General features: G+C 63.1%; 21 protein-coding genes and 4 tRNA genes. 20 read left to right on the top strand and 5 right to left on the bottom strand.

Annotated elements, in window-relative coordinates; translation table 11 throughout:
• The first annotated feature begins 35 nt into the window (after window positions 1-35).
• The 14 genes from accD to CAG31_RS00255 all read left to right on the top strand — a co-directional run bounded on the left by accD (window position 36) and on the right by CAG31_RS00255 (window position 13,709).
• Window positions 36-956 (top strand): acetyl-CoA carboxylase, carboxyltransferase subunit beta, encoded by a 921-nt coding sequence (accD, locus tag CAG31_RS00320; RefSeq protein WP_085577486.1) that lies wholly within the window; start codon window positions 36-38, stop codon window positions 954-956.
• A complete protein-coding gene (folC, locus tag CAG31_RS00315; protein WP_085577485.1) occupies window positions 953-2,260 on the top strand; it encodes a bifunctional tetrahydrofolate synthase/dihydrofolate synthase in 1,308 nt (435 codons plus the stop codon). The genes accD and folC overlap by 4 nt, the downstream gene beginning before the upstream one ends.
• The gene (locus CAG31_RS00310; protein WP_085577484.1) at window positions 2,244-2,921 is read left to right on the top strand and encodes an SPOR domain-containing protein; all 678 of its coding nucleotides are present in this window, start codon (window positions 2,244-2,246) and stop codon (window positions 2,919-2,921) included. Before folC ends, CAG31_RS00310 begins: the two co-directional genes overlap by 17 nt.
• Window positions 2,922-3,019: 98 nt before the next feature.
• On the top strand, window positions 3,020-3,580 hold the full coding sequence (locus CAG31_RS00305) for a CvpA family protein (RefSeq protein WP_085577483.1): 561 nt from the start codon (window positions 3,020-3,022) through the stop codon (window positions 3,578-3,580).
• A 41-nt stretch (window positions 3,581-3,621) separates the two neighbouring features.
• A complete protein-coding gene (gene purF / locus CAG31_RS00300; RefSeq protein ID WP_085577482.1) occupies window positions 3,622-5,127 on the top strand; it encodes an amidophosphoribosyltransferase in 1,506 nt (501 codons plus the stop codon).
• Window positions 5,128-5,207: 80 nt separating this feature from the next.
• Window positions 5,208-6,419 (top strand): O-succinylhomoserine sulfhydrylase, encoded by a 1,212-nt coding sequence (locus CAG31_RS00295; protein WP_085577481.1) that lies wholly within the window; start codon window positions 5,208-5,210, stop codon window positions 6,417-6,419.
• A 5-nt stretch (window positions 6,420-6,424) separates the two neighbouring features.
• A complete protein-coding gene (locus CAG31_RS00290; RefSeq protein WP_371856081.1) occupies window positions 6,425-7,192 on the top strand; it encodes an SDR family oxidoreductase in 768 nt (255 codons plus the stop codon).
• A 129-nt stretch (window positions 7,193-7,321) separates the two neighbouring features.
• Window positions 7,322-7,397, top strand: a tRNA-Val gene (locus CAG31_RS00285).
• A gap of 54 nt (window positions 7,398-7,451) precedes the next feature.
• Window positions 7,452-7,528: transfer RNA gene (locus CAG31_RS00280), tRNA-Asp, on the top strand.
• A 94-nt stretch (window positions 7,529-7,622) separates the two neighbouring features.
• Window positions 7,623-7,699 (top strand) — tRNA-Asp (locus CAG31_RS00275).
• Between the two features lie 435 nt (window positions 7,700-8,134).
• Window positions 8,135-10,966 (top strand): xanthine dehydrogenase family protein molybdopterin-binding subunit, encoded by a 2,832-nt coding sequence (locus tag CAG31_RS00270; protein WP_085577479.1) that lies wholly within the window; start codon window positions 8,135-8,137, stop codon window positions 10,964-10,966.
• On the top strand, window positions 10,959-11,498 hold the full coding sequence (locus CAG31_RS00265; protein WP_085577478.1) for a (2Fe-2S)-binding protein: 540 nt from the start codon (window positions 10,959-10,961) through the stop codon (window positions 11,496-11,498). The genes CAG31_RS00270 and CAG31_RS00265 overlap by 8 nt, the downstream gene beginning before the upstream one ends.
• Before the next feature lie 2 nt (window positions 11,499-11,500).
• Window positions 11,501-12,736 (top strand): cytochrome c, encoded by a 1,236-nt coding sequence (locus tag CAG31_RS00260; protein WP_085577477.1) that lies wholly within the window; start codon window positions 11,501-11,503, stop codon window positions 12,734-12,736.
• 1 nt (window position 12,737) lies between these two features.
• Window positions 12,738-13,709 (top strand): XdhC family protein, encoded by a 972-nt coding sequence (locus CAG31_RS00255; protein WP_085577476.1) that lies wholly within the window; start codon window positions 12,738-12,740, stop codon window positions 13,707-13,709.
• A 63-nt stretch (window positions 13,710-13,772) separates the two neighbouring features.
• Here CAG31_RS00255 and CAG31_RS00250 read toward each other — a convergent pair whose 3' ends face one another.
• Window positions 13,773-15,056 (bottom strand): FAD-binding oxidoreductase, encoded by a 1,284-nt coding sequence (locus CAG31_RS00250; RefSeq protein ID WP_085577475.1) that lies wholly within the window; start codon window positions 15,054-15,056, stop codon window positions 13,773-13,775.
• A 183-nt stretch (window positions 15,057-15,239) separates the two neighbouring features.
• Between CAG31_RS00250 and CAG31_RS00245 the strand changes: the two genes are divergently transcribed.
• Together CAG31_RS00245 and CAG31_RS00240 are read left to right on the top strand one after the other, a co-directional pair.
• Window positions 15,240-15,316, top strand: a tRNA-Val gene (locus tag CAG31_RS00245).
• Between the two features lie 518 nt (window positions 15,317-15,834).
• Window positions 15,835-16,290: a DUF2214 family protein gene (locus tag CAG31_RS00240; RefSeq protein WP_085577474.1), complete on the top strand. Its 456-nt coding sequence runs from the start codon at window positions 15,835-15,837 to the stop codon at window positions 16,288-16,290.
• Between the two features lie 191 nt (window positions 16,291-16,481).
• Here CAG31_RS00240 and csrA read toward each other — a convergent pair whose 3' ends face one another.
• The gene (csrA, locus tag CAG31_RS00235; protein WP_003179932.1) at window positions 16,482-16,676 is read right to left on the bottom strand and encodes a carbon storage regulator CsrA; all 195 of its coding nucleotides are present in this window, start codon (window positions 16,674-16,676) and stop codon (window positions 16,482-16,484) included.
• Window positions 16,677-16,925: 249 nt separating this feature from the next.
• Here csrA and CAG31_RS00230 point away from each other — a divergent pair, with 249 nt between their 5' ends.
• Complete coding sequence (locus CAG31_RS00230) at window positions 16,926-17,294, top strand: penicillin-binding protein activator LpoB (protein ID WP_085577473.1); 369 nt, start codon at window positions 16,926-16,928, stop codon at window positions 17,292-17,294.
• 87 nt (window positions 17,295-17,381) lie between these two features.
• Complete coding sequence (locus CAG31_RS00225; protein ID WP_085577472.1) at window positions 17,382-18,293, top strand: siderophore-interacting protein; 912 nt, start codon at window positions 17,382-17,384, stop codon at window positions 18,291-18,293.
• A gap of 54 nt (window positions 18,294-18,347) precedes the next feature.
• Here the strand turns inward: CAG31_RS00225 and CAG31_RS00220 are convergent, their stop codons facing one another.
• The 3 genes from CAG31_RS00220 to CAG31_RS00210 all read right to left on the bottom strand — a co-directional run bounded on the left by CAG31_RS00220 (window position 18,348) and on the right by CAG31_RS00210 (window position 20,571).
• The gene (locus CAG31_RS00220; RefSeq protein WP_085577471.1) at window positions 18,348-19,037 is read right to left on the bottom strand and encodes an endonuclease; all 690 of its coding nucleotides are present in this window, start codon (window positions 19,035-19,037) and stop codon (window positions 18,348-18,350) included.
• 4 nt (window positions 19,038-19,041) lie between these two features.
• Window positions 19,042-19,311 (bottom strand): DUF1654 domain-containing protein, encoded by a 270-nt coding sequence (locus CAG31_RS00215; RefSeq protein ID WP_085577470.1) that lies wholly within the window; start codon window positions 19,309-19,311, stop codon window positions 19,042-19,044.
• 171 nt (window positions 19,312-19,482) lie between these two features.
• Entirely contained in the window at window positions 19,483-20,571 is a 1,089-nt protein-coding gene (locus CAG31_RS00210) for an asparaginase (protein WP_085577469.1), read from the bottom strand.
• A 351-nt stretch (window positions 20,572-20,922) separates the two neighbouring features.
• Between CAG31_RS00210 and CAG31_RS00205 the strand changes: the two genes are divergently transcribed.
• Together CAG31_RS00205 and CAG31_RS00200 are read left to right on the top strand one after the other, a co-directional pair.
• Complete coding sequence (locus tag CAG31_RS00205; protein WP_085577468.1) at window positions 20,923-21,378, top strand: hypothetical protein; 456 nt, start codon at window positions 20,923-20,925, stop codon at window positions 21,376-21,378.
• A 199-nt stretch (window positions 21,379-21,577) separates the two neighbouring features.
• A complete protein-coding gene (locus CAG31_RS00200) occupies window positions 21,578-22,531 on the top strand; it encodes a sugar ABC transporter substrate-binding protein (protein ID WP_085577467.1) in 954 nt (317 codons plus the stop codon).
• The last annotated feature ends 17 nt before the right edge of the window (window positions 22,532-22,548 follow it).

The following is a 22,548-nucleotide window of genomic DNA, read 5'->3' as shown; positions in this document are numbered from 1 at the left end:
GAGCGTTCGGGCCGCCGGTACTGGAGAAAGAAAGCATGAGCAACTGGTTGGTAGACAAACTGATCCCTTCGATCATGCGTTCGGAGGTCAAGAAGAGCTCGGTGCCTGAAGGCCTGTGGCACAAGTGCCCGTCCTGCGAGGCTGTGCTGTACCGTCCCGAGCTGGAAAAGACCCTGGACGTTTGCCCCAAGTGCAACCACCACATGCGCATCGGCGCACGTGCGCGCATCGACATCTTCCTGGATGCCGAAGGCCGCAGCGAACTGGGCGCCGACCTGGAACCGGTCGACCGCCTGAAGTTCCGTGACGGCAAGAAGTACAAGGACCGCCTGACCGCTGCGCAGAAGCAGACCGGCGAAAAAGACGCCCTGATCTCCATGAGCGGCACCCTGCTGGGCATGCCGGTGGTGGTGTCGGCGTTCGAATTCAACTTCATGGGTGGCTCCATGGGCGCCATCGTCGGTGAGCGCTTCGTGCGCGCCGCCAACTACGCCCTGGAAAACCGTTGCCCGATGATCTGCTTCGCCGCCTCCGGTGGCGCGCGCATGCAGGAAGCCCTGATCTCGCTGATGCAGATGGCCAAGACCTCGGCGGTGCTGGCGCGCCTGCGCGAAGAAGGCATTCCGTTCATCTCCGTACTGACCGACCCTGTCTACGGCGGCGTTTCCGCTAGCCTCGCGATGCTCGGCGACGTGATCGTCGGCGAGCCGAAGGCCCTGATCGGCTTCGCAGGCCCGCGCGTGATCGAACAAACCGTGCGCGAAAAACTGCCGGAAGGCTTCCAGCGCAGCGAGTTCCTGCTGGAGCACGGCGCCATCGACATGATCGTCGACCGCCGCGAGCTGCGTCCGCGCCTGGGCAACCTGCTGGCGCAACTGACCGGCCAGCCGACGCCGACCTACGTCGCCGCTCCGGTCGAGCCGATCGTCGTTCCGCCGGTGCCTGCCAACGTATGACCGAGCGCACCCTTGGCGAGTGGCTCGCCTACCTTGAGCAGTTGCATCCCTCGGCCATCGACATGGGCCTTGAGCGTTCGCAACAGGTAGCGTCCCGCATGGGGCTGGGCCAGCCGGCGCCTCGGGTGATCACGGTCACCGGCACCAACGGCAAGGGTTCGACCTGCGCATTCGTGGCCTCGCTGCTGCGGGCGCAGGGCCTGAGCGTCGGTGTCTACAATTCTCCGCACCTGCTGCGCTACAACGAGCGGGTGCAGCTCAACGGCGTCGAAGCCACCGACGCGCAGCTGTGCGAAGCCTTTGCGGCGGTCGAGGCAGGGCGCGGCGACACTTCCCTCACTTACTTCGAAATGGGCACCCTGGCGGCGTTCTGGCTGTTCCAGCGCGCGGGGCTCGATGCGGTGGTGCTGGAAGTCGGCCTGGGCGGGCGCCTGGATACGGTCAATGTGGTGGACGCCGATCTCGCGCTGGTCACCAGCATCGGCGTCGATCATGCCGATTATCTGGGCGATACCCGCGAATCCGTGGCCTTCGAAAAGGCCGGCATCTTCCGCCCAGGCAAGCCGGCGCTGTGCGGCGACCTGAATCCTCCGCAGCCGTTGCTCGACAAGGCCCGTGAGCTGGCGTGCCCGTTTTTCCTGCGCGGGCGCGATTTCGATCTCGGCGTGACCGAGCGGAACTGGCAATGGCGCGGTACGGATGCCCAGGGGCAGGCTGTCGAATTGCGAGACTTGCCGCTGCTCGACCTGCCGATGGAAAACGCCGCGCTGGCGCTGCAGGCCTATCTCGTGTCGGGTCTGCCGTGGGATTCTGAGCGGATCGTCAGTGCGTTGCAGGCGACCCGCGTGGTCGGCCGGCTCGACCGGCGCTCGTTCGACTGGCACGGCAAGCGTCTGAACCTGTTGCTGGATGTGGGCCACAACCCGCATGCGGCGGAGTACCTGGCCCAGCGCCTGGCGGCGCGGCCACCGGTCGGCAAGCGCCTGGCGGTGTTCGGCCTGCTGGCGGACAAGGATCTGGATGGCGTCGTCGGCGCGTTGAATGCTAGTGTCCAGCACTGGGCCGTGGCACCGCTGGATTCGGCGCGGGCCCGTCCGGTCGCCGAACTGCATGCGGCGTTGCAGGGGCTCGGTGCGTCGGTCACGTCCTACGACAGCGTGGCGGCCGCCCTGGAAGGGCAGTGCGCCGTGGCCACGGACGAAGACGAGATTCTGTTGTTCGGATCATTTTATTGTGTTGCCGAGGCCCTCGAATGGCTGGCCCGGCGCTCCACGGAGGAAGCGGCAGATGGCATTGCTGGATAAGGCGTACAAACAGCGCATGGTCGGCGCCCTGGTGCTGGTGGCGCTGGCGGTGATCTTTTTGCCGATGCTGTTTTCCCGTCAGGACGAGCAGCGTCAGGTGACCGTCGATGCCCCGTCCGCGCCGCAGGCGCCTGCCGTGGCGCAAGTGCAGATGGAGCCGGTGGCGGTGCCTGAGCCGCAAGCCTTGCCGCAAGAGCCGGTGCCGAGCGATGAAGACGTCGCCGAGCAATCGGCGCCTGCGATGCCGATTGCGCCGGCCGCGCCTGCACCAGCCCCTGCACCGGCCGCGCCGGTCGCGGCGGCGAAGCCGGTGGCCCCTGCGCCGGCGCCGGTGGTGAAGCCGGCCCCCGCTCCGGCCCAGCCGATTGCCGCGGCAGCGGCCAAACCGGACACCAGCGCAAGCCGCGTCGATGCGAACGGCCTGTCGGTGAGCTGGTCGGTGCAACTGGCCAGCCTGTCGAGTCGCGCCAGTGCCGAAAGCCTGCAGAAAACCCTGCGCAGCCAGGGCTACAACGCCTACATCCGTTCCGCCGACGGCAAGAACCGGGTGTTCGTGGGGCCGCTGATCGAGCGCGCCGAGGCCGACCGTCTGCGGGATCTGCTCAGCCGCCAGCAGAACCTCAAGGGGTTCGTCGTGCGTTTCCAGCCTGAGCGCGGCTGAAAACTATCGTCCCGATTGAAATGCACTGACAATCGCAGCTTACCGACAGCCCTGGGCTCTGCTAAAATGCGCCGCCTTATCCGTCTGTAGGCTGCACTGTGCCATTTACCTGGGTTGACTGGGCGATCGTTGCAATCGTCGCCATCTCCGCTTTGATCAGTCTGAGCCGCGGCTTCGTCAAGGAAGCGCTATCGCTGGTGACCTGGATCATCGCAGGAGCGGTTGCCTGGATGTTCGGTGGCTCACTGTCCGAGTACCTCGCCGGATACATCCAGACTCCGTCGGCCCGTGTGATCACGGGCTGTGCCATCATGTTTGTCGCCACGCTGATCGTGGGCGCAATGATCAATTACCTCATCGGCGAACTGGTTCGCGTCACCGGACTGTCCGGTACCGACCGGTTCCTGGGCATGGCTTTCGGCGCGGCGCGTGGCGTGCTGCTGGTGGTCGTGGCCGTCGGGCTCTTGAGCCTGGGGCCGGTGCAGCAGGACGGGTGGTGGAAAGAATCACAGCTCGTGCCAAAGTTTCTATTGGTCGCCGACTGGTCCAAGAACCTGATTCTCGGGTGGAGCAGTCAGTGGCTTGCCAGCGGTATCAGCGTACCCGCTGAAATACCGTTCAAGGAGCAGCTCTTGCCGTCGGCCAAAACGCCGCAGTGAGTGTTGTTCAGTTCAGATCCATTAAGTAGGGGTTGCGTCGCATGTGTGGCATCGTCGGTATCGTCGGTAAGTCGAACGTCAATCAGGCGCTGTATGACGCGCTAACCGTGCTCCAGCACCGCGGCCAGGACGCTGCCGGTATCGTGACCAGCCATGACGGCCGGTTGTTCCTGCGCAAGGACAATGGCCTGGTGCGTGACGTGTTCCAGCAGCGTCACATGCAGCGTCTGGTGGGCCACATGGGGATCGGCCACGTCCGTTACCCGACCGCCGGCAGCTCGACCTCGGCCGAAGCCCAACCGTTCTATGTGAACTCGCCTTACGGCATCACCCTGGCGCACAACGGCAACCTGACCAACGTCGAACAGTTGGCCAAGGAGATCTACGAGTCCGACCTGCGCCACGTCAACACCAGTTCCGACTCGGAAGTGCTGCTCAACGTGTTCGCCCACGAGCTGGCCCAGCGCGGCAAGCTGCAGCCGACCGAAGAGGACGTGTTCGCCGCCGTGACCGACGTGCACAACCGTTGCGTCGGCGGTTATGCGGTGGTGGCGATGATCACCGGCTACGGCATCGTCGGTTTCCGCGATCCGCACGGCATCCGCCCGATCGTGTTCGGCCAGCGTCACACCGACGAAGGCGTCGAGTACATGATCGCCTCCGAAAGCGTTTCCCTGGATGTGCTCGGTTTCACCCTGATCCGCGACCTGGCGCCGGGCGAGGCTGTATACATCACCGAAGACGGCAAGCTGCACACCCGTCAGTGCGCGACCAACCCGTCCCTGACCCCGTGCATCTTCGAGCACGTCTACCTGGCGCGTCCGGACTCGATCATCGACGGCGTGTCGGTGTACAAGGCCCGTCTGCGCATGGGCGAGAAGCTGGCCGAGAAGATCCAGCGCGAGCGTCCGGACCACGACATCGACGTGGTCATCCCGATCCCGGACACCAGCCGCACCGCCGCCCTGGAGCTGGCCAACCACCTGGGCGTGAAGTTCCGCGAAGGCTTCGTCAAGAACCGCTACATCGGCCGTACCTTCATCATGCCCGGCCAGGCCGCGCGCAAGAAATCGGTGCGCCAGAAGCTCAACGCCATCGAACTGGAGTTCCGCGGCAAGAACGTGATGCTGGTGGACGACTCCATCGTGCGCGGCACCACCTGCAAGCAGATCATCCAGATGGCCCGAGAAGCCGGCGCGAAGAACGTCTACTTCTGCTCCGCGGCCCCGGCCGTGCGCTTCCCGAACGTGTACGGCATCGACATGCCGAGCGCCCACGAGCTGATCGCCCACAACCGTTCGACCCAGGACGTGGCCGACCTGATCGGCGCCGACTGGCTGGTCTACCAGGATCTGCCTGACTTGATCGAAGCCGTCGGCGGCGGCAAGATCAAGATCGAACAGTTCGACTGCGCGGTGTTCGACGGCAAGTACGTCACCGGCGACGTCGACGAGGCGTACCTGAACAAGATCGAGCAGGCGCGCAACGATGCCTCCAAGGCCAAGACCCAGGCGGTCAGCGCGATCATCGATCTGTACAACAACTGAGTTTCCACCGGCCCTGAGGGGCCGGTTTTGCATCTGTCGCAAGACGTTCATTTATCAGGATCAGGGCAAGGAGTGACAGCATGAGTCAGGAATGGGATGCCGGTCGGCTGGACAGCGACCTCGAAGGCGTAGCGTTCGATACCCTGGCCGTACGTGCCGGTCAGCACCGTACGCCGGAAGGCGAGCACGGCGATCCGATGTTCTTCACCTCCAGCTACGTGTTCCGCACCGCGGCCGATGCGGCGGCGCGCTTTGCCGGGGAAGTGCCGGGCAACGTCTATTCGCGCTACACCAACCCGACCGTGCGCGCGTTCGAAGAGCGCATCGCCGCGCTGGAAGGCGCCGAACAGGCGGTCGCCACCGCCACCGGCATGGCCGCGATCATGGCGGTGGTGATGAGCCTGTGCAGCGCGGGCGACCATGTGCTGGTCTCGCGCAGCGTGTTCGGCTCGACCATCAGCCTGTTCGAGAAGTACTTCAAGCGCTTCGGCGTGGAAGTCGATTACGTGCCGCTGGCGGACCTGTCGGCATGGGACGCGGCGATCAAGGCCAACACCAAGTTGCTGTTCGTCGAGTCGCCGTCCAACCCGCTGGCGGAACTGGTGGACATCGCCGCGCTGTCGGAAATCGCCCATGCCAAGGGCGCGATGCTGGTGGTCGACAACTGCTTCTGCACCCCGGCCTTGCAGCAGCCGCTGAAGCTGGGCGCGGACATCGTCGTGCATTCGGCGACCAAGTTCATCGACGGCCAGGGCCGTTGCATGGGCGGCGTGGTCGCCGGCCGCAGCGAGCAGATGAAGGAAGTGGTCGGTTTCCTGCGCACCGCAGGGCCGACCCTGAGCCCGTTCAACGCCTGGGTCTTCCTCAAGGGCCTGGAAACCCTGAACCTGCGGATGAAGGCGCACTGCGCCAACGCGCAGCAACTGGCCGAATGGCTGGAGAAGCAGGACGGCATCGAGAAAGTGCACTACGCCGGCCTCGAAAGCCATCCGCAGCATGAGCTGGCCCGTCGTCAGCAGAAGGGTTTCGGAGCGGTGGTGAGCTTCGAGGTCAAGGGCGGCAAGGAAGGGGCGTGGCGTTTCATCGACGCGACCCGGCTGGTGTCGATCACGGCCAACCTGGGTGACAGCAAGACCACCATCACCCACCCGAGCACCACGTCCCACGGTCGCCTGGCGCCGCAGGAGCGTGAGGCGGCGGGCATCCGCGACAGCCTGATCCGCGTGGCGGTCGGCCTGGAAGACGTGGCGGACCTGCAGGCCGATCTGTCCCGCGGGCTGGCGGCATTGTGATCGAGCTGCCGGCTCAGGTCGCAGGCGCCCATGGCCGTGTCGCACTGGTCACGGGCGCGGCGCGCGGCATCGGTCTGGGTATCGCGGCCTGGCTCATCAGCGAAGGCTGGCGGGTGGTGCTGACCGACCTGGATCGCGTGCGCGGCGCCAAAGTGGCCAAGGTGCTGGGCGAAAACGCCTGGTTCATCGCCATGGACGTGGCGGACGAGGGGCAGGTGGCGACGGGCGTGGCCGAGGTGCTGGGGCAGTTCGGCCGGCTGGACGCGCTGGTGTGCAACGCGGCGGTGGCCGATCCGCACAACATCACCCTGGAAAGCCTCGATCTGGCCTGGTGGAACCGGGTGCTGGCGGTGAACCTCAGCGGCCCGATGCTGCTGGCCAAGCACTGTGCGCCGTACCTGCGCGCGCACAGCGGCGCCATCGTCAATCTGGCGTCGACCCGTGCGCGGCAATCGGAACCGGACACCGAGGCCTATGCGGCGAGCAAGGGCGGCCTGCTGGCCCTGACCCATGCGCTGGCCATCAGCCTCGGGCCGGAGATCCGCGTCAATGCCGTCAGCCCCGGCTGGATCGATGCGCGGGATCCTTCCGTGCGTCGCGCCGAGCCGTTGACCGACACCGATCACGCTCAGCATCCGGCGGGCAGGGTAGGGACGGTCGAAGATGTGGCGGCGATGGTGTCCTGGCTGCTGTCGAAGAACGCCGGGTTCGTCACGGGCCAGGAGTTTGTGGTCGATGGCGGCATGACCAAGAAGATGATCTATTCCGAATAGGTGGCGGGTTTGGAGGGCGCTTCGCGGTGCCCTGATTGAAACGATTTCGTCTTTTTCAGAAAAACTTCAAGCAGGGTATTGACTTAGCTTCGGCACCTGCGTAAATTTCGCGGCCTCGGAGATGCAAACGGGTGATTAGCTCAGCTGGGAGAGCGTCTGCCTTACAAGCAGAATGTCGGCGGTTCGATCCCGTCATCACCCACCACTCCCGAGAGTCTTGCGAAAGCAAGATGGAAGGCTGAAATGCCTCCACCGACGCGCAGCGGTAGTTCAGTCGGTTAGAATACCGGCCTGTCACGCCGGGGGTCGCGGGTTCGAGTCCCGTCCGCTGCGCCATTTTCAACGAGTCAGGCAATGCCTGGTTCGCGATTGCAAAGCACCGAAGCTTTCAATCAAAACGAGTTATCCGGACGCAAGTCCACAGCGATACGCAGCGGTAGTTCAGTCGGTTAGAATACCGGCCTGTCACGCCGGGGGTCGCGGGTTCGAGTCCCGTCCGCTGCGCCATATCTGTTTCGAGGACTACTGAACGCCTCGAAGCGCCGAAGCAAGCCAACTGGCTGATTCGGATCGATAACAAAGACCCTGGTCGAAAGACCGGGGTTTTTTGTGCCTGAAATTTGTCCTTCCTCCATTCCCTCCCTCATGCCGCCCGCATTCAACACCAATCCCGGTGGGGGCGAGCCTGCTCGCGATAGCGTTCTCTCAGTCGATGCAGATGCGGAAAAGTCCGAAGACTTCGCAAGCAAAATTTTTGATTCTTTAGTCAAATTTTTGTGTCCAGTTGTTTGCTGCTGGCGCAGAAACCTTTAAAGTTAACCTTTCGGTCAGCTTTGCATGCTCATCACAGCCCTTCGCTTCGCCAGAAAGGGCTTCAGCAAGACTCGAGATTCCCCGTAGATAACCAGAAGGGCGGATTCATAACCGCCCAAAGGATGATCCATGTCCAACCGTGAAATATCCCGGCGTTCGTTCCTTCAGGGCGGGCTCGTAGCCGGCGTGAGTGTCACGCTTGCGCCGATCGGCAGCCCGGCGCTGGCCGCCTTGATGGAAAACAGCGTGACCGTGCCGTCCGAGCAGTGGCTCGGCCACAACGGCAAGGCGCGCCAACGCAACGATGCCTTGTCCAAGGTCTGCGGCAGCAAGGTCTTTGCCCGCGACATCCGTGCCAAGGACATGCCGGGCTGGCCCGGCCAGCAGGGCCACGCCATGCTGCTGAAGACCATCAAGGCCGACCGCATCTATGACGGTTACGACCTGTCGTGGCTGGGTGCCGAACTGCAGCCTGACCGCATCGTCACCGCCGCCGACCTGGACAAGGACGGCATCGTGTTCCCGGAAGAGCACGCTCCGGATCCGCTGCTGCCGCCGGGCAAGGTGCCGATGTTCATCGGTCACCCCGTGGCGATCCTGATCTGGAACGACTTCGAGCGCTTCCGTCGGGCCAAGACCAAACTCAAGTTCAATGACAAAGCGATCCGCTACGGCGCCCAGGTGCCGTTCTACGAAGGCGATCCTTACGGCAGTTTCCGCTACGTGCGCGTCGGCGGCCCGACCTCGGCGGACGAGGACGAGTTCGCCAGCCTCAAGGATTCGATCCTGTTCCCGATGCTGCGCAACCGCCGTCCGGTCTGGAACGCTCAGCCGAACCTGCACGGCAACCTGACCGAGCGCGGCCTGTTCTACGCCGAGCGCATGAAGCAGCAGATCGACACGCCGCCGGACAACTGGCTGGTGTTCGACGAACGCTACAAGACACCGTCGATCGAGCCGGCCGCCATGGAGCCGGACAACGGCAACGGCTGGTACGACCCGGCGACCAAGACCCTGCACTTCGTGGTCGCTACCCAATGCCCGCTGGAAACCGCCACCGAGACCGCGAAGATGATCGCGCCGTCGCGCTTCGGCCTGGCCCATCTCAACCTGCACCCGGGCTACACGGTGGGTTACGGCTCCAAGGACCACAACATTTTCGTCTACTACGCAGCCCTGGCCGCGCTGTACGGCGCCGGTGTGCCGGTGCGCCTGGCCAACGACCGCTACGAGCAGTTCCAGAGCGGCATCAAGCGCCATCCGTTCGACATCCGCTATCAGCTGGCGGTGGACAAGGACGACCACAGCTTCAAGATCTTCCGCGCCGAGATGAGCGTCGATGGCGGCGGCCGCATTAACTACAGCCCTTCGGTGGCGGCGGTGGGCGCCACGGCGGCGCAGTCGATCTACTACATGCCGCAGAACGACCTGCAGGTCACCGCTTACCATTCCCGCGCCGTCGAGGCCGGCTCCATGCGTGGTTACGGCACCCTGCAGAGCATGGCCTCCACCGAAATGATGGTCGATGAAATCGCCGACCGTCTCGGTGTCGACGCCATCGACCTGCGCCGCAAGAACGCGCTGCGCTCGGGGATGAAGAACACCCAGGGCGCGATCCCGGCCGGTGCGCTGCGCCTGCACGAGATTCTCGACAAGGCCTCGCTGCACGAAGTCTGGCGCAACCGCGACGCGATCAAGAAACAGCGCGAGGCGGCGGATCCGGACAACTGGTACGGCGTAGGTTTCGCCATCTGCCAGAAAGACTTCGGCACCGGTTCCGAGGCGCCGATGGCGAGCATCGAGTTCACGGCCGACGGGCGCATTTCCCTGCGCCACATCGGCATCGAGATCGGCACCGGCATGTCCACTTCGCAGGCGCTGGTGGTGGCCGATTTCCTCGGCAGCCCGGCCCACGACGTGAAGACCGGCGAAACCGAATGGAAGGAAATGCAGCTGGTCACCGCCGGCAACCCTTACATCATGAGCCAGGCCGAGCAGGATAACTTCCTGCGCAACCCGCGCTGGGTCGGCAAGCTGGCGTCGGCCTCCTCGGCGACCAACTCCGCGTACTACTTCAGCCATGCCACCCGTGAAGCGGCGCGTGTGCTGTTCAACCATGGCCTGTGGCCGGCAGCGCTGGAGATCTGGCGTCAGGGCCCGTACGGCGGTCAGGCCAACCCTTACGTGGTGCGCCGTGAAGATGCGCATTGGGTCGACGGCAAGCTGACCGCCAACGGCATGCAGCCATTGAGTTTCGAAGAGCTGGCCCGGCGCGCCCACGAGCGCGGCCTGGTGACCGGCGCCACGGTGCACGGCTTCAACCGCTGGAGCTGGGCCGAGGCCGAATTCAGTATTGACGGCGTGCGTGAACGCCTGCCGCTCGACGGCCTGGCGGTGAAGTACGGCGACGGCGCGCCGAAGGCGAAACAGGCGCAGATGACCAGCGCCGGTTTCCACCTGCTGGATCGGCAGAACGTCGCCTATCCGGTCGTTCAACTGAACAACGCGGCCGTGACCTACTACAGCCCGGTGGCGACGCTGGTGGAGCTGAAGGTCAACAAAGGTTCGGCTGAAGTCGAAGTGCTCAACCACCATTCGTGGCTGGAATGCGGACGGGTGCTGGTGGAGGAACTGGTCAAGGGGCAGCTCGAAGGCGGCATCGCCATGGGCATCGGTCACGCCTTGATGGAAGAGATGCCGTTGTACGAAGGCGGGCCGGGGGAGGGCGACTGGAACTTCAACCGCTACCGCTTGCCGATGGCGCGTCACGTGGCTGTTTGGAAGCAGACGGCGGAAATCCTGCCGCCGCTGTCGCCGAGCGACCCGTCCAAGGGCATCGCCGAGGTGGTGATGATCCCCGTGGTCGGCGCCATCGGCAACGCCGTGGCCCATGCCATCGGTAAACGTGTCCGCGACTTGCCTATCACCGCTGCCCGCATCAAGGAGGCCCTCAATGGCTAACCGTCCGCTTCAACTGACCCTCAACGGTCAACCCGTAGGTCCAGTGGACATCCCTGATGACCTGCCGATGATCGACTACCTGCACGAGCACGAAAACCTGACCGGCTCGCGCCTGGGTTGCGGCCAGGGCATCTGCCATGCCTGCGTGGTGATCGTCGACAACCCGGACGGCACCAGTGAGGAAGTGCGCACCTGCATCACCGGTGCGCATTACTTCGAGGGCAAGAAAGTCCGCACCATCGAAGGCCACGCCAAGCGTGACGAGCAAGGGCGCGTCACCGAGCTGAACCCGATCCAGCAGCGTTTCGTCGATGAGTTCGCCTTCCAGTGCAGCTACTGCGCACCGGGCTTCGTCAACGCCGCGACGGTGCTGGTGGAAAAGCTTCAGCGCCAGCCAGTGGCCAAAAGCAAGCTGGAACAAGTCATCGAGGACAGCCTCGGTCATCACGTCTGCCGCTGCACCGGGTACGTGCGTTACTACAACGCCACCCGCAACGTGCTGACCGATCTCGGCCTGGTCAAGGAGGGTTGAGCATGAAGCGTACATTGACCCGTCTGGCCCTGGCGGTCGGGCTGGCTGCGCCGGCGTTCCTGGCCCATGCGGACGACCAGGCCAAGCGCGGCGAATACCTCGCCCGCGCCGCCGACTGCATGGCCTGCCATACCGCGCCGGGCGGCGCGCCGTTTGCCGGCGGGCTGCCGATCGTGTCGCCGTTCGGTACGATCTACGGCACCAACATCACGCCGAGCAAGGAGCATGGCATCGGTCTCTACACTGATGACGAGTTCTTCGCTGCGCTCACCGAAGGCAAGCGCCGTGACGGCGCCAACCTGTATCCGGCGATGCCGTACACCTCGTATCACCTGATGCCGCGTGCGGACTCGGACGCGATCCATGCGTACCTGAAGACCATCGAGCCGATCGAGCGTCCGGCACCGGTGACCAGCCTGAGCTTCCCGTTCAACGTGCGCCTGGGCCTGATGGGCTGGAACATGCTTTACGGCAAGGACGTGAAGCTGGAGTCCGGTGAAGGCAAAAGCGAGGCCTGGAAGCGCGGCCAGTACATGGTCGACGTCCTCGGCCACTGCGGCGAATGCCACACGCCGCGCGGCCTGCCGGGCGCGATGCAGCAAGACAAACGCATGACCGGCGGCATCCTCAACGGCTATCTGGCGCCGAGCCTGCTGGCCACCGACCTGGCGGCGCGTGGCTGGAATCACCAGGACCTGAGCGCGTTCCTCAAGCACGGCATGAGCGCTCAGGGCACGATGTTCAACGAGATGTTCCCGGTGTTCCACAACAGCACCCAGGGCCTGAACGATCCGGACCTGGCGGCGATGGCGACGTTCCTGCTCGGCGATCAGCCGCCGAAGGCAAAAGAGTTGGCTGAGGTGCCGCTGGACAAGCTCAGCCCGAGCGCCCAGCGCGGCCGTCAGGAATACCTGAACGTCTGCGCCGGTTGCCATGCCGCCGGCGGCGAAGGCAAACCGCACATCGCGGTGGCCATGCGCGGCAACACCACGCTGCGGCTGGAGGATCCACGCAACCTGCTGCGGGTGATCGATGACGGCATCGGCGAGCAGAAGTTCGCCGGCTTCGAACACATGCAGCCGATGCCGGGCTTCGCCGACAAGCTCAGTGCCGAGCAACTGACCGACCTGCTTAACTACCTGCGCGAAGGCTGGGGCGGTCAGGCCGGGGATCTGGCCGTGGGCGACGTGCAGAAGCTGCGGGCCGATGCGCCGTCCGTCGAGCACAAGGCGCACTGACATGCAGCATCTGGACCTGCAAGTCGTGCGTCGGGCGCTGGAGTGGTCCGTCGCCGGCCAGCGCCTGTGGTTGTGCACGGTGCTGGCCACCTATGGCTCGGCGCCCCGTGCGCCGGGCTCGCTGCTGGCGGTCAACGACAGCGGGCAGTGGATCGGTTCGTTGTCCGGCGGATGCGTCGAGGAAGACTTTCTCGAACGGGTTGCCGAAGGTGCGTTTTTCGAGGCGGTGAATGTGGTGCGCTACGGGGAGGGCGAGGACCCGCGTTCGCGGGTCAGCCTGCCCTGCGGCGGCATTCTCGATGTGCTGGTAGAGAAATTTGACGCCGGTTGCGACGTGCAGGCGCATTTGCGCGAACTGGAGTCGGCACTGCTGGGGCATTCCCGTCTGATCCGTGAGGTCGACCTGGCCAGCGGTGCCCGTGCAGTGTTGGCCGATGCCGAGCAAGGCGCGCGGATCGAACGTGAAATCGACCGGGTCAGGATCCGTATCGGCGCCGCGCAGCGCTTGCTGCTGGCGGGCTACTCCAGCGTGGCGCAGGCGTGTGCCGAGTTTGCGCTGGGCCTCGGCTTCGAGGTGATCCTGTGCGATCCGCGGGACGAGGTGCTGGAGGGGGTGGTACTGGAGGGTGTGGAGATCCGTCGGCAACTGCCGTCGGTGTTCATCGCCGAAGGCGGCTGCCATCGTGACACTGCAGTGGTAGCCCTGACGCACGATCCGCGCATCGATGACCTGGCGATGATGGAGGCGGTGCGCACCGAGGCGTTCTACATCGGCGTGATGGGGTCGGTGCAGACCTCGCAGAAGCGTTTCGAGCGCTTGCGCCGGATCGGCGGCTTGGGCGAGGCGCAGCTTGCGCGGATCCATGCGCCCATCGGGCTCAACCTGGGCAGCAAGACGCCTGCCGAAATTGCCTTGGCGGTGCTGGCCGATATCTTGCGGATCCGCAGCGGCATCGCTCGGGACAGCCTCTGAAACAATTGCGGCGAGGGAGCAGATGCCCTCGCCGCAAGTGTTTCTGCCGTCAGGTAATGGTGGTCAGACGCCCAACTTGTCGCGCAATCCGTAATACCAGGCGCCCAGCGCCGCGAACGGCGTGCGCAGCATCTGGCCGCCGGGGAACGGGTAGTGCGGCAAGTCGGCGAACGCATCGAAGCGCTCGGCCTGGCCGCGCAATGCCTCGGCCAGCACCTTGCCCGCCAGGTGCGTGTAGGTCACGCCGTGGCCGCTGCACCCTTGGGAGTAATAGATGTTGTCGCCCAGGCGCCCCACCTGCGGCAAGCGCGACAGCGTCAGCAGGAAGTTGCCGGTCCAGGCGTAATCGATCTTCACATCCTTGAGCTGCGGGAAAGCCTTGAGCATTTTCGGGCGGATGATCGCCTCGATGTTGGCCGGATCCCGGGCGCCGTACACCACGCCGCCACCGAAGATCAGGCGCTTGTCGCCCGTCAGGCGGTAGTAGTCCAGCAGATAGTTGCAGTCCTCGACGCAGTAGTCCTGCGGCAGCAGTGACCTGGCCAGTTCCTCGCCCAGCGGTTCGGTGGTGATCACCTGAGTGCCGCACGGCATCGATTTGGCCGCCAGCTCCGGCACCAGGTTGCCAAGGTAGGCGTTGCCCGCGACGATGATGAACTTCGCCCTGACCTTGCCTTGCGGTGTGTGCACCACCGGATTGGCGCCGCGCTCGATGCGCACGGCAGGCGACTGCTCGTAGATAGTGCCGCCCAGGGACTCCACGGCGGCCGCTTCGCCCAGTGCCAGGTTCAGCGGATGGATGTGGCCGCCGCTCATGTCGAGCATGCCGCCGACGTATTGATCGCAAGCCACCACTTCGCGGATGCGGCGTTGGTCGAGCAGTTCCAGCTGGGTATGGCCGAAACGCTCCCACAGGCGCTTCTGCGACTCCAGGTGGCCCATCTGCTTGGCCGAGAGCGCGGCGAACACGCCGCCGTCCTTCAGGTCGCACTGAATGTTGTACCGGGCGACGCGCTCGCGGATGATCCGGCCGCCCTCGAAGGCCATCTGCCCGAGCAGTTGCGCCTGTTTCGGGCCGACGGTGCGTTCGATCACATCGATGTCGCGGCTGTAGCTGTTGACGATCTGCCCGCCGTTTCGGCCCGACGCGCCGAAACCGACCTTGGCGGCTTCCAGCACCGTCACGCGAAAACCGTTCTCCAGCAGGAACAGGGCAGAGGACAGCCCCGTATAGCCAGCCCCGATCACACAGACATCCGTCTCCACGTCATCCTGCAGGGCCGGGCGGGCCGGTGCGGCGTTGGCCGACGCAGCGTAATAAGACTCTGGGTAAGGGGTGTTCGCCATCCTGCTGCCTCTGTTTAATATATTTTACGAGTGCGACGATCCTACCCGGTTTGAAAAACCTCCGCCAGCCACCGGAAAATCTTCTTTATCGGGGTGAAATTAAAAATTTTGCATATTCATAGGGTTAGGTGAAAAAAAGGTGTTGACACCCCTCCGGAATTCCGTAGAATGCCGCCTCACAGCAGGCACGTAGCTCAGTTGGTTAGAGCACCACCTTGACATGGTGGGGGTCGTTGGTTCGAGTCCAATCGTGCCTACCAAACAAAATCCGCTCTGCTGGGCGGTCTAGGAGGGGTCACCGGAAACGGTGACCCCTTTTTGCTTTCTGTCATTTGCAAAGCTTTTGCAAACCCCACTTCAATCGGCAAGTCGTTGACCTCGACGAATCCGAATTTCTGAAGCTTCCTCGCGACTCCTTTTCCTTTGCATACAATTCGCAGGAATGTGCACCGCCTCTGTGCCTTTTCTTTGAGCGCCCCTGAAAAATATGTGGATATTTAATGGGTTACGATTTTTTTTAACTGACCGGTTATCAAAAATACGTTGTTACAGCTCGTATAATTCAGTAACATTCGCCCCGCGTTCACCACCACGGTTTATGCATTTTTAAATCCCAAGCTTCCATCAGCTGCTTGGGATTTTTTTTGCCTGCGATTTGCCTCCTTCCTTCAGAAAGCGCCCGGGCGCCCTTGCATGTGCGCCTGCATCGGGCGAGTTCGCGCTTTTTCAGCTACTACTGTCTGGCCGAACGACAAGGCTGCCTGACGGGAGTGCATCGATGCTGGTTCACTGGATTCTTGCTGCGGTTCATTTGTTGGCTGTCTCTTTGGGGTTCTGGGCTGTGCTGACCCGAGGGACGGCGTTCAGCCGTCTTGCCGTTGGAGAGGGGGCTGTGGGGCGTGTGCTGCTGGCCGACAACCTGTGGGGGATCTCGGCGTTGATTCTGTTGGTCAGCGGAGGAATGCGCGCCTTTGGGGGCTATGAGAAGGGCACCGACTACTATCTGCATCAGCCGCTGTTCCACCTGAAGATGACGTTGTTCGTGCTGATCCTGCTGTTGGAGCTTGCGCCGATGGTGACGTTGATCAAGTGGCGCATCGCCTTGGCGCGCGGCGGAGTGCCCGATATGAGCCGCGCCAGGCTGTTTGCGCGCATCAGTCATGCCGAGGCGCTGTTGCTGGTGCTGATGGTGGTGGCGGCTACCGGGATGGCGCGAGGGGTGGTCTTCGCTTAGGAGGGTGCAATTCCCTGCTGCTTAAGGGAAATGTCTGACAGCCATCCTTGGGCGGTGTGGTTAGTATTGGGCGGGGCAAAGGAAGGGGGCATGGCAGGCGCCGTGACCAATGAAGCAGAGGCAATACGGCGCTGAATCTTTAGCCAGCCATCACACGAAGGCAGCGGACTGGCTAGCGACTGCGGCAGGGCTCAAGGGGTTTGCGGCTTGTCCGGAGCGGTCAGGCCGGCCTGGATGCGCTGATAGATCTCTTCACGGTGCACCGCAACGTTCTTTGGAGCGTTGATGCCGATTCGGACCTGCTGGCCGCTGACACCGAGGATGGTGATCGTAATGTCATCGCCAATGTTAATGCTTTCACCGACTTTGCGGGTGAGTATCAGCATGGTGTTCTCCTTGATTGCTTTGTAGGGCACCTGATTCGGACAGTGCAGAGTCGGTGGTACGTATAGATTAGTGCGAAGTCTCGCGGTTTGGGTGCATCTTTCTGACGCGCAGACGAGGCATTAATTCCCAGCGCGTCACTATACAGGGGCCGCAATCATCAATCTCGTTGTTTTGTGGTGATTTTGCGGCGTTCGTGAAGTATTCGCGAATGCTAAGATGCCGCCTTTGTGATTTTCGAGGGAAGCGTTGTGCGCAAACTGGTCTGGGTCGTCGCGGCATTGGCATTGGCGGGTTGTGGAGAGGGCAAGAATGTCGCGGGGCAAAAGCCGCAGCCGGCTGCGGTGACGTCATCCGCTGTCGTTCCTGCTGCCCAGTGGGATCTGGAAGTGCGCGGTGAAACCACGCAGGCGGTCAGCGACCTCAGCGGCTGGCTGATCGAGCATGCCTTCGTGCCCAACGTCATCAAGGATGCCGCCGGCAACACCCGCATCCTGCTGGGGCCGTTCAACTCCAAGGCCGAAGCTGAGGCGCGCCAGGCCGATCTGAGCGCTGCGTTGGTGCGGGCGAAAAAGCAGAACATCGAATCGCTGGTCATCGAGCGCAATACGGCGCAGTGACAGGTCCGTTCGGCGGAGCCGGGTAAAGGAAGTCCTGTCTGACTCGTTTTCTTGAGAGTCACCGACGATTTCCAGAAGGAGCGATCCATGGCCTCCGCCACCCCCTACAAGCTGTTCGATGTCGTATTGCACCGCAAAGTCCAGCTGACGCCGCATCTGATGAGGATCACGCTGGCCGGTTCCGCCGTCACGGACATGGCGACATGGGCGCCTGATCAGCGGGTGAAGCTGTTCTTTCCGGCGGCTGACGGCTCGCCCTCGAAGCTGTCGCAGGGGGAGGGCTGGTACAGCCGTTTCCGGGCGATGCTGGCCGACCGGCGTCCGGCGATGCGCACCTACACCATCCGCCAACTGCGCGCGGAGCTTGGCGAGGTGGACGTCGATTTTGTCCTGCATGGCGAAACCGGGCCGGCTTCCCGTTGGGCGTTGAGGGCGCAGCCGGGGGCGTCCATGCAGATGCTGGCGCCCGACCGGCGTTTTTCGGCCGAGGAAGCCGGGGGCTTCGAATGGAGGCCGCCGCAGGCGCTCAGGCACGTTCTGCTGGTCGCCGATCCGACAGCGTTGCCGGCGGCCATGGGGATTCTCGAAGCCCTGGCGCCGCTCGCGGAGCCGCCGCAGGTTCAGGCCTACTTCGAGGTCGACAGTGCGCAGGACATGCTCCCGGTTCCCGACTGGCCCGGGCTTTCGGTGCAGTGGCTCGTCCGGGAGCAGGCGGGTGGCGCCGTGGCGGGAGCGCTGATGGTGGAGGCGGTGAAGGGGGCGGCATTGCCTGTCGATTCGTCGCCGGCGGGGCGGGCGGTCGAGTTGGCCGACGTCGATATCGACAAGGAGATCCTTTGGGAAATCGCTGAAGCGTCCGCCGAAGGTTTCTACGGCTGGGTCGCCGGTGAATCTGCCGCCGTCATGAGCCTGCGTCGGCATCTGATCAAGGAGCGCGGCATTCCTCGCGAGTCGCTCAACCTGATGGGCTACTGGCGTTACGACAAGGCCGGCAGTTGAGCACAAAAAAGGCCTCGGGCATCAAGCGCGAGGCCTTTTGTATTGAGTGAGCGGTCAGCCGCACGCTTTCAGGTTCACCGGCCCGACGAAGTCGTTGCCGCGTCCCATCACGCACGCCACGCTCTGGTTGCGCTGCCGTTCCCAGTCCTGCACCGGGTAGGTCTTGTCCCACGCCTCATACAATTGGCGGTCCTGTTTTGACAGCCGCAGGCCGTACTGTTTGCTCATGTAGAAGTACGTTCGGGCGATCATGCCGCGGATAGAGGGGCGGGGCATGACTTTCTTGGCCTTGAAGTCGACTTGGGTCAGGCAGGCGCCGTATTGGCCTTTCTCTTCCGGCAGCCATCCGTAGCTGAAGTTGCTGCGGTCGCCGTTGACCTCGCCGATGCTCGGCACCAGGTTGTGCAGGTCGGCTTCGGCCTTTTGGTAGGACGGGTCGTAGCGGGTGCAGTTCTTGCGTCCGCCTTCCTGCCAGCACTGGCGCTGGTGGCCGAACTCCCAGGCCGGGACAATGTGCTCCCACTCGATGCGCGATGCGCGTTTGGCGTTCTTGCGAGGCACATAGCCGCACGCGGCAAGGTCGACCTTGTTGCCGGTGTACTTGCAGCCGCAGTAGAACTCGGTCGATTGCGGGGCGTAGAGCTTCCAGGCGACCTTCTTGGCTTCGGTGAAGGTGCGCGGGGCACCGGCCTGGGCTCCCAGGGAGATGAACAGCAACAGCAGGGCAAAGCAGCGGACACTCATTGGATCAGTCTTCCTTCGGTACAACCCAGAAAATCTGCACGCCACCGTCGTCGCGGTAGGCGAGGGTGACGTTGTCGTTCTCGTCGATCTCTTCCAGCAAGCGCTCCCAGGCGTCCTCCGGTTCGTCCGGCAGGCGAAAGATCAGTGCGGCTCTGGCTTTTTGTGCGGTGGGGGCGTTGATGATTTTTTGAATGCGCATGCCCATGCGTTCGTAAGCGTCAGGAGCATCAGGGGAGGTGGCCACGAGGTTATCCTTATTAAGCTGTACGTGCATACAGTATTTAACTGTAGGCGATTTCGCAACTGCTTAAAAAACAAGAGGATCCTCTGACAACGGTTTTCCGTTTTTGGCAGGGATTGCGCGATATTTTTTTTGCCGGGGAACCACCCGTCACGGATGACGGGCGGTGGCTGTCCGAGCCGGAACCGGTCGGGCGAGGGGGTATCAGTATTCCCAGAACATCCGCTGCAGCTCTTTGCTGTCGTTGATCTTGGTCAGAGCGACCATCGCCAGGATGCGGGCCTTCTGTGGGTTCAGGTCATGGGCGACGACCCAGTCATATTTGTCGTCGGGCTGCTCTGCGTTGCGCAGGACGAAACCGCCGGCGTTGACGTGAGACGAGCGGATGATTTGCACACCGTCCTTGCGCAGGGCCTGCAGGGTCGGAACCACGCGGGAAGAGACCGAGCCGTTGCCGGTGCCGGCATGGATGATCGCCTTGGCGCCGGCCTGGGCGAGGGCCTTGTAGGCGGTGTCGCCGACATTGCCGTAGGAATAGGCGATCTCTACGTCAGGAAGGCTCTTGATGTTCTTGATGTCAAATTCCGAGTCCATCGTGTGGCGCTTGGCCGGCAGGCGGAACCAGTAGGACTTGCCTTCGACCACCATGCCCAGCGGGCCCCAAGGGCTCTTGAAGGCTTCGGTCTTGATGTTGATCATTTTGCTGACGTCGCGGCCGGACTGGATTTCATCGTTCAGCGTCACCAGCACGCCTTTGCCGCGGGCTTCCTTGCTGCTCGCGACGGCGACGGCGTTGTAGAGATTGAGCATGCCGTCCGCTGACATGGCGGTGCCCGGACGCATCGAGCCGACGACAATGATCGGCTTCTCGGTCTTCTCGACCAGGTTCAGGAAGTAGGCGGTCTCTTCGAGGGTGTCGGTGCCGTGGGTGATGACGATCCCGTCGACATCCTTGCTGTCGGCCAGTTCGGAAACGCGCCGGCCCAGTTGCAGCAGGTTTTCGTTGCTGATGCTTTCCGATGCGATCTGCATGACCTGTTCGCCGCGCACGTTCGCCAGTTTGCTCAGTTCCGGAATGCCGGCGATCAGCTGTTCGACGCCGACCTTGGCGGCCTGGTAGGTGGCGCTGTTGGCCGCGCTGGCACCGGCGCCGGCGATGGTGCCGCCGGTGGCGAGCACCACGACGTTGGCCAGCTTGGCCTGGGTTTCGACTTCTTTGGCCTGGAGGGCGGTCGGCAGGAGCATGAGAAGCGCCAAGGCGCCCGGAACCAGGGTATTGAAAGCAGACTTCATTGTTTTTCTCTCTAGTAGTGAGACGGTGCGGATGCAGGTTCATCTAGATGCGCCCCAGACCCATCTGAAAGCCGGGGGTTCAGGAGGGGAGCAGGATCTGTACCAGCCACACTCTGCTTGAGAGAAACGTTTAACCTGATGATTTACATCAATAATTTTTTGATGCGTGAAAAATGGCCGGGATGTTGGATCCGGTTTTCCGAACGGTTCCCGATTTCGCGTTCGGCTCTCCGAAAGGTACTACGCAACAGATCGAATCAGAGGAATGGCCACTCCGGCGATCCGGATTAAAGAAACAGGCCGGTTGGCCGATGCTGCTTTCAAAGGAATCCATTTCTCTCAGGAGCTCACATGTCGATGACCATCGGTTTCTCAAATCCCGGCGCAGTCACCATCGGCGGGAAAACCCCGGCCATGATCGCCAGCCTGAACGAGGCGACGGCCGAAAATTCAGATGAGGCGCTGGGGCAGGTTGAAGACGACGGCAAGGTCAGAACCGGCGGCGCAGCGCCGAGCGAGGACAAGGAAGACGCCGGCGACACCCACAGCCTTGTCGTCAAGATGCTGCTCAAGCGGATGCAGGAACTGCAGAAGCAAATGCAGCAGCAGCAACAGCAACTGGCCGCCGCGCAAGCCGCCAGCTATCCCACGCCTGAAGCCAAATCCACTGCCGTGATGGCTATCCAGGGGCAGATCTCCGGCACTGCTGCTGCGATTGCGCAGGTCGCCGGCGATCTGGCCAAAGAACTGGCCAAAGAGCTGGCGAAAGCGACGGGAAGCGGAAATCTGGTCAACACGACGGCGTGACGTCGCGGGCGGTTGCGGTTAATCGCCCTACAAAAAAAGCAGATTCCCAGTCGTTGACAAATCTCGGCAGGGTTCGCATAGTTCGGTCTACGCAAACGTTTGCGCGGCATTCCCGGTAGCGTATTCGGCTTCTGGAATGCCGCGAAGCTTACGTCAGCGCAAGCGTTGCTCACAATAATCATAAGATCGGAGTGAACCCATGAAGCTGCCATTTGCCGGACGCCTTCTCGCTGTCGCCATGCTGGCTGCCGCATCCGCCGCACTGCCCGTCTCTTCGGCTTTCGCCGAGTCTCCCGAAAAACCCAAGGTCGCGCTGGTCATGAAATCCCTGGCCAACGAGTTCTTCCTGACCATGGAAGACGGCGCCAAGGCCTACCAGAAAGAACACGCCGCCGATTTCGACCTGCTCTCCAACGGCATCAAGGACGAAACCGACACCGCCAACCAAATCCGCATCGTCGAGCAGATGATCGTCGCCAAGGTCGACGCCCTGGTCATTGCCCCGGCTGACTCCAAGGCCATGGTGCCGGTGATCAAGAAGGCCGTGGATGCCGGCATCAAGGTCATCAACATCGACAATCAGCTGGATCCAGCCGTCGTCAAAAGCAAGGACATCAACGTTCCGTTCGTGGGGCCCGACAACCGCAAGGGCGCTCGCCTGGTGGGCGAGTACCTGGCCAAGCAACTGAAGGCCGGCGACGAAGTCGGCATCATCGAAGGCGTCCCCACCACGACCAACGCCCAAGCCCGCACCGCAGGCTTCAAGGATGCGATGGGCGCGGCGCAGATCAAGGTGGTGTCGCTGCAGTCGGGTGACTGGGAAATCGACAAGGGCAACAAGGTCGCCGCTTCGATGCTCAGCGAATACCCGGAAATCAAGGCGCTGCTGGCCGGCAACGACAGCATGGCCGTCGGTGCGGTGTCGGCCGTGCGGGCCGCAGGCAAGGCCGGGCAGGTGAAAGTGGTCGGCTACGACAACATCAATGCCATCAAGCCGATGCTCAAGGACGGTCGCGTCCTGGCGACCGCCGACCAGTTCGCGGCCAAGCAGGCCGTGTTCGGCATCGAGACCGCGCTGAAGGCCCTCAAGGGCGAGAAAGTCGACAGCGCCAACGGCGTGATCGAAACGCCGGTCGCACTGGTCACCCAATAGTTTTCCGGCGACACAAC

The sequence above is a fragment of the Pseudomonas sp. R25(2017) genome, assembly GCF_002112565.1.
GTDB lineage: Bacteria > Pseudomonadota > Gammaproteobacteria > Pseudomonadales > Pseudomonadaceae > Aquipseudomonas > Aquipseudomonas ekonensis.
The sequence above is the reverse complement of the archived record's forward strand: the minus strand, read 5'-3'. Positions and strand labels throughout refer to the sequence as shown.

What these genes read in the sequence shown, in the direction of transcription:
- CAG31_RS00260 (WP_085577477.1), top strand. Translation starts at nt 11,501, where the DNA reads ATGAAGCGTACATTGACCCGTCTGGCCCTGGCGGTCGGGCTGGCTGCG.
- CAG31_RS00250 (WP_085577475.1), bottom strand. Translation starts at nt 15,056, where the DNA reads ATGGCGAACACCCCTTACCCAGAGTCTTATTACGCTGCGTCGGCCAAC.
- purF (WP_085577482.1), top strand. Translation starts at nt 3,622, where the DNA reads ATGTGTGGCATCGTCGGTATCGTCGGTAAGTCGAACGTCAATCAGGCG.
- CAG31_RS00310 (WP_085577484.1), top strand. Translation starts at nt 2,244, where the DNA reads ATGGCATTGCTGGATAAGGCGTACAAACAGCGCATGGTCGGCGCCCTG.
- CAG31_RS00220 (WP_085577471.1), bottom strand. Translation starts at nt 19,037, where the DNA reads ATGAGTGTCCGCTGCTTTGCCCTGCTGTTGCTGTTCATCTCCCTGGGA.
- CAG31_RS00225 (WP_085577472.1), top strand. Translation starts at nt 17,382, where the DNA reads ATGGCCTCCGCCACCCCCTACAAGCTGTTCGATGTCGTATTGCACCGC.
- CAG31_RS00205 (WP_085577468.1), top strand. Translation starts at nt 20,923, where the DNA reads ATGTCGATGACCATCGGTTTCTCAAATCCCGGCGCAGTCACCATCGGC.
- CAG31_RS00255 (WP_085577476.1), top strand. Translation starts at nt 12,738, where the DNA reads ATGCAGCATCTGGACCTGCAAGTCGTGCGTCGGGCGCTGGAGTGGTCC.
- CAG31_RS00200 (WP_085577467.1), top strand. Translation starts at nt 21,578, where the DNA reads ATGAAGCTGCCATTTGCCGGACGCCTTCTCGCTGTCGCCATGCTGGCT.
- CAG31_RS00265 (WP_085577478.1), top strand. Translation starts at nt 10,959, where the DNA reads ATGGCTAACCGTCCGCTTCAACTGACCCTCAACGGTCAACCCGTAGGT.
- CAG31_RS00210 (WP_085577469.1), bottom strand. Translation starts at nt 20,571, where the DNA reads ATGAAGTCTGCTTTCAATACCCTGGTTCCGGGCGCCTTGGCGCTTCTC.
- accD (WP_085577486.1), top strand. Translation starts at nt 36, where the DNA reads ATGAGCAACTGGTTGGTAGACAAACTGATCCCTTCGATCATGCGTTCG.
- CAG31_RS00270 (WP_085577479.1), top strand. Translation starts at nt 8,135, where the DNA reads ATGTCCAACCGTGAAATATCCCGGCGTTCGTTCCTTCAGGGCGGGCTC.
- folC (WP_085577485.1), top strand. Translation starts at nt 953, where the DNA reads ATGACCGAGCGCACCCTTGGCGAGTGGCTCGCCTACCTTGAGCAGTTG.
- csrA (WP_003179932.1), bottom strand. Translation starts at nt 16,676, where the DNA reads ATGCTGATACTCACCCGCAAAGTCGGTGAAAGCATTAACATTGGCGAT.
- CAG31_RS00295 (WP_085577481.1), top strand. Translation starts at nt 5,208, where the DNA reads ATGAGTCAGGAATGGGATGCCGGTCGGCTGGACAGCGACCTCGAAGGC.
- CAG31_RS00215 (WP_085577470.1), bottom strand. Translation starts at nt 19,311, where the DNA reads ATGCACGTACAGCTTAATAAGGATAACCTCGTGGCCACCTCCCCTGAT.
- CAG31_RS00240 (WP_085577474.1), top strand. Translation starts at nt 15,835, where the DNA reads ATGCTGGTTCACTGGATTCTTGCTGCGGTTCATTTGTTGGCTGTCTCT.